At 70.3% G+C, this 4,524-nt stretch carries 6 protein-coding genes; all 6 read right to left on the reverse strand.

Annotated elements, in window-relative coordinates; genetic code table 11:
- Positions 1 to 145: 145 nt before the first annotated feature.
- A complete protein-coding gene (locus ACFWY9_RS30050) occupies positions 146 to 655 on the reverse strand; it encodes a flavin reductase family protein (RefSeq protein ID WP_378331633.1) in 510 nt (169 codons plus the stop codon).
- Positions 652 to 1,005: a cupin domain-containing protein gene (locus ACFWY9_RS30055; protein ID WP_378340454.1), complete on the reverse strand. Its 354-nt coding sequence runs from the start codon at positions 1,003 to 1,005 to the stop codon at positions 652 to 654. Before ACFWY9_RS30055 ends, ACFWY9_RS30050 begins: the two co-directional genes overlap by 4 nt.
- A complete protein-coding gene (locus ACFWY9_RS30060) occupies positions 1,002 to 2,447 on the reverse strand; it encodes a 4-hydroxyphenylacetate 3-hydroxylase family protein (protein ID WP_378340455.1) in 1,446 nt (481 codons plus the stop codon). The genes ACFWY9_RS30055 and ACFWY9_RS30060 overlap by 4 nt, the downstream gene beginning before the upstream one ends.
- Positions 2,448 to 2,490: 43 nt before the next feature.
- Positions 2,491 to 3,213 carry an alpha/beta fold hydrolase gene (locus ACFWY9_RS30065; RefSeq protein WP_378340456.1) on the reverse strand — a complete coding sequence of 241 codons (723 nt, stop codon included), beginning with the start codon at positions 3,211 to 3,213 and terminating at the stop codon, positions 2,491 to 2,493.
- A gap of 107 nt (positions 3,214 to 3,320) precedes the next feature.
- Positions 3,321 to 4,301 (reverse strand): helix-turn-helix domain-containing protein, encoded by a 981-nt coding sequence (locus ACFWY9_RS30070; protein ID WP_378340457.1) that lies wholly within the window; start codon positions 4,299 to 4,301, stop codon positions 3,321 to 3,323.
- Between the two features lie 40 nt (positions 4,302 to 4,341).
- Positions 4,342 to 4,524, reverse strand: a 183-nt coding sequence (locus ACFWY9_RS30075) for a hypothetical protein (RefSeq protein ID WP_378340479.1), incomplete at its 5' end; no start/stop codon positions are given.

Genomic DNA, 4,524 nt, shown 5'->3' on the forward strand with positions numbered 1-4,524 from the left:
CCCCGCGGGGGCTTGGCGCTCCGCTCAGGGGCACGTTCGCCCAAGCGCGCGGCTACCGCCCGTTTGGGCCCGCTGAACGTCTTCGACGGAGCGTTCGCGACATCGAGCGGTGCCCGTGCTTACCCGAAGGCGTCCGTCGGTGGTGTCAGAAGAACCAGTGCTGGGGTTCGGCGTCGTGCGGGACGACGTCGCCGAACCGGCCGGAGTAGAACGCGAGCGGCTCGCCCGGTGCGGCGCAGGTCCTGGTGACCGAGCCGAGGACGATCGTGTGATCGCCCGCCTCGATCAGGCGGTCCACGCCGCATTCGAGGTGCGCCAGCGCGTTCGGCACGACGGGTACCTCGTGGTCGCCGTAGTCGAGTTCCAGACCGGAGAAGTGGTCCTCGCCTCGAGCGGCGAAGCGCAGGGCGATCGCCTGCTGCCGCCTGGCGAGGACGTTCACCGCGAAGCGTCCTGAGCGGCTCACCGCCTCGGCGCTGCGGGCGCCGTGGGTGAAACACACCAGCAGCAGCGGGGGATCGAGCGAGACCGAGGTGAGCGAGTTGATGGTCATGCCGTGCGGCTCGCCGTCGTGCACGGTGGTCACGACGGCGACGCCCGTGGCGAACCGGCCCATCGCCTGCCGCATCGCCGGCGGCTCGACGGGAGCGCTCACGGTCGGCCGCCCGCCGGGTAACGGACTTCGAAGGTCAGCACGCCCTCGTCGGTCCGCCACGGTCCGTGCGGCATGCCCGGCGGGCGGCAGGCGTACTCGCCGGCGGCGAAGGTGCGGTCCAGCGTGATGTCCACAAAGGACCCTTCGAGAATGTACACCTCCTCCCAGAAGTCGTGCCGCTGTACACCGAGCGGTGTGGAGTCCGCGCCCGGTGCGTAACGCAGGATCCTTGTCGCCACACCGGTTTCCGGGTCGAGGGAGAGGATCCGCTCGGTGATGAGCGGGTCGTCGCCCGCGCACACGGTGAACGGGACGTCGGTGACCGGAAAGAACTCGAACTCGGGCTTCATCGTTTCACCTCGTAGGATGTCAGGAAGGTTTCCACCGACTCGAGTGCCGAGCCGAAGTCGTAGTTGCGGTACGCGTATCCCTTCACGACGAAGGGCGCGCCCGCGTAGAAGAGTTCGTACTGCTGGTGCCTGCCCGCGAACTCGCTGCCTACGGCGTCCCACACCAGTTTGAAGAGCTTGATGCGCTCCTCGGCGGAGACGCCGGGGCTGCTGACGTACCGTTCCATGTCCGCGCGGGTCTTTTCCCCGGCCAGCTCGGCGCTGCTCGACGGGACCTGGAGGACGCCGCCGCCGACGAGCTCACGCAGGATCGCGATCACGCGCGGGTGCACTTCGGACTGGAGCCCCATCGCGCCGTAGAGCGGTTGGGCGCCTGGGCGCCACAGCCCCTGAGCGTCGGGCGCGGCGGTCTGCTGGGCCGCGAGGACGCCGGACTCGACGATCGAGACCAGCGAGGCGAGTTCGCCGAGTTTCTCCACGACGGCGGGGAACCGGTCGACGCCGTTCACCGCGGTGACCTTCCTGGCCAGCCCGGCCAGGAACCGCAGCTTGGTGGCCAGGCGGATCTGGGCCTGCCAGTTGCCGAGCACGTGCGCGCTGGTGTCGAAGAACTGACGGCGCAGGCCCGCGACGTCCTGATAGACGAAAACGTCCTTCCACGGGACGAAAACGTCGTCGAAGACGAGCAGCGCGTCGGTCTCGTCGAAGCGGCTGGTGAGCGGATAGTCGAACTCGCTGGTCGCGCCAGGGGCGTACGGACGGCGGCAGTAGAGCGTGAGACCGGGCGCGTTGACCGGAACGGTGAAGGAGTTGGCGAAGATCGCGTCCTCCGCCTGGAGCGGCTTGATGCAGGAGACCAGGATCTCGTCGGCCACGGCCCCGCCGGTGGCGAGCATCTGGGCGCCGCGGATGACGATGCCGTCTTCGCGCTCCTCCTTCACGCCGACCTGGACGAGGTCGCCTTCCCAGGCGTGGGCGGTGGTGGCCCGGGAAACCTGCGGCGGGATGATCGCGTACGAGAGGTACAAGTCGTTCTCGACGACTCGGCGGTGGAAGGCGGTGACGTTGTCGCGGAGGCCGCGCTCCTCGCTGAACGCCTCCGGGTGAGCGGAGAACGCCGCGACGAAGGCGCCGACGTGGTCGGGCGAGCGGCCGACCCAGCCATGGGTCGCGTCGGCCCAGACCTGAACCGCCTGACGGTACGCGGTGAGTTCCTCGGGTCCGCGCGGCGGCAGGAAGAGCCGGTTCACGTGTGCGCCCGTCACCGGGTCGATCGCCTGCATGGCGTTGGCGTCGTCGGCGGCGAGGTCGAAGAGGCGGCCGATGGTGCTCGCGATCGGGGCGAAAGCCGGATGACCGGCGACGTCCTCGACCGGCTCGCCATCGACGACGACCACCCGGCCGTCATCCAATGTGGACAGATAATCGGCGCTGGTGCGCATCAGGAGTTCCTCACTTTCACGGAAAACTTCGGCCGGCGCGGAGTCAGTCGCGGCCGGCCTCGACGAACTTCTGGGCGGTGAGCCCGGGATCGGTCAGGAGCACCTCGTGACCGCCGGGCATACCGACGAGGCGGAAGACCCCGAGCCGGTTCGACAGCCGGGGATGACGGCCCCACTCACCCTGGGTGATGTCGTTGTCCTCGTAGGGGGCGAGGTAGCTGAAGGCCCGCGGCACCTTGTCCCAGCCGGTCATGTCCGCCGGGTCGGTGAACGCTCCGTACGGTTGCGGCCGCAGGCGGTCGTACACGGCCCGGGCGTGCTCGGCGGTGCCGTCGTTGAAGAAGCCGTCACGCCAGACGGGGAACGGGAGGACGACCGAGCCGTCGCCCCGCTCGTCAGCACTCTCCTGGAGCGCGGCGCGCAGCTGCGGGGGCAGCTCGTCCACGAGCGCTTTACCGTGCTCGGGAACGAAAGCCGCGAAGTAGACCAGACGCCGGACACGTTCGGGCAGTTCGATGGCGACGCGGGAAATGAGGTAGCCGCCCCAGCTGTGTCCAATGAGGACGAAGCCGCTGAGGTCGTGTCCGAGGATGTGGTCGATGATCGGCTGGGCGGCGGCGCGGAGATCGACGTGCTTGTCATCACCGTCGCCGAGGCCGCCCGCGGTCGGCGTGTGCACCTCGTGCCCGGCGGCTTCGAGGTGCGTGCGCACCGGGTGCCACAACTCACCGTAATGCCAGGCACCGTGGACGAGAACGAACTTCATGGGCGGTCTCCCGTGTCCGAACCGAAGGGACCGCCAGTTTGCCCGTGCGCGGGACGTCGCCGATATCGGAAAGGCGCGCCGTCGTTATCGGAATCGCGCGGGGTGGGTCAGCGCCCCGTGGCGAGCATCGACGAGGGCGTGACGCCGTAGCGCGCCTTGAACGCCGCGCCGAACTCGCCGAGGTGAAAGAAGCCACAGGCATACGCCACGTCGGTGACCGTGACGTGCTCACCACCGCCGGCGAGCAGCGAGTGGGCCCGTTCCAGCCGCTGGGCCTTGAGCCATTGGCCGGGCGTCGTGTCGAGTTCGCGGCGGAACGACTCCTGCAGACTCCGGACGCTCACGCCGCATTCCGCCGCGACGGCGGCCATGCTCACCGGCTCGGCGAGGTGGTCACGCAGGTGGTCCATCGCACGCCGGACGCGCGCGGAAGGCGGTTTCGATGCCCCGGGCCCGAGCGCTCGGCCGCGGTTGCTCGGCTGGCTCAGCAGGAGGGATTCGATGATCACCTGTTCGAGCTGCCAGAGCAGCTGGGGCCGGGCGGTCGCCAGACTCGACCCTGCCAGCTCCACCGCCGTCTCCAGTAAGCCGTCCACCTGGGCGACCGCCGCGTCGAGGCCGAGGTCGAAGTGGACGGGTCCGGTCGTGCCGGTCATCGCCGAGGCGACCGACTCGACGCGCCCGCGGTCCAGCCGGACGACCACCTGGTCGTATTCGGCGTCGAGGGCGAACTCGAACTCGCGGTACGGGCCCACGATGACGCCGTGGCCGGGCGAGGCCGGCGCCACCGACCCGCCGTACCGGAACACGGCCTCGCCGGCGACCGGCAGCGTCAGCAGGAAGTTGTCCTCTTCGGGTACGGCGGGCGAAACCGTGACGTCGGCACCGTAGCAGAGCCGGTTGACCGACAGGTCGCCGATCGGGACATGCGCGAGCCGCGCCGCGAGCTCGCCACCCCGGGCGACACGCAGCTCGTGCGGCCGCAACGTCCCGGTGCACGCCTCGACCACCCGGTCCGCGTCGCGCGCCGAGGCCAGGACCGGGCCGCCGTGCGCGGTGGTGCGGCGAGCGAGTTCGGTCGTGCCCATCGGAACTCCGGAGTAGGGGTGCCCGCGAGACTAGACGCCGTCACCACGTTCGCGCAACGAGGTCACGGGGCACGGCGAGACGGCGGGCCCGCGCGGGGCCGGCGGGGGGGGCCCCCGCGGGACCCCCCCCTCGGGGCCCCCCGATCCGCTGGTCGACGGCGTCGGTGCCGACCAGGTCGGGGCCGATCTCGTCGAGCACGGCGGCTACGGCACGCTCCACGCC

It is taken from the genome of Amycolatopsis sp. NPDC059027 (genome assembly GCF_042739735.1).
Lineage (GTDB): Bacteria > Actinomycetota > Actinomycetes > Mycobacteriales > Pseudonocardiaceae > Amycolatopsis.

Coding starts and splice junctions, on each gene's coding strand:
- ACFWY9_RS30055 (WP_378340454.1), bottom strand. CDS start 1,005: ATGAAGCCCGAGTTCGAGTTCTTTCCGGTCACCGACGTCCCGTTCACC.
- ACFWY9_RS30060 (WP_378340455.1), bottom strand. CDS start 2,447: ATGCGCACCAGCGCCGATTATCTGTCCACATTGGATGACGGCCGGGTG.
- ACFWY9_RS30065 (WP_378340456.1), bottom strand. CDS start 3,213: ATGAAGTTCGTTCTCGTCCACGGTGCCTGGCATTACGGTGAGTTGTGG.
- ACFWY9_RS30070 (WP_378340457.1), bottom strand. CDS start 4,301: ATGGGCACGACCGAACTCGCTCGCCGCACCACCGCGCACGGCGGCCCG.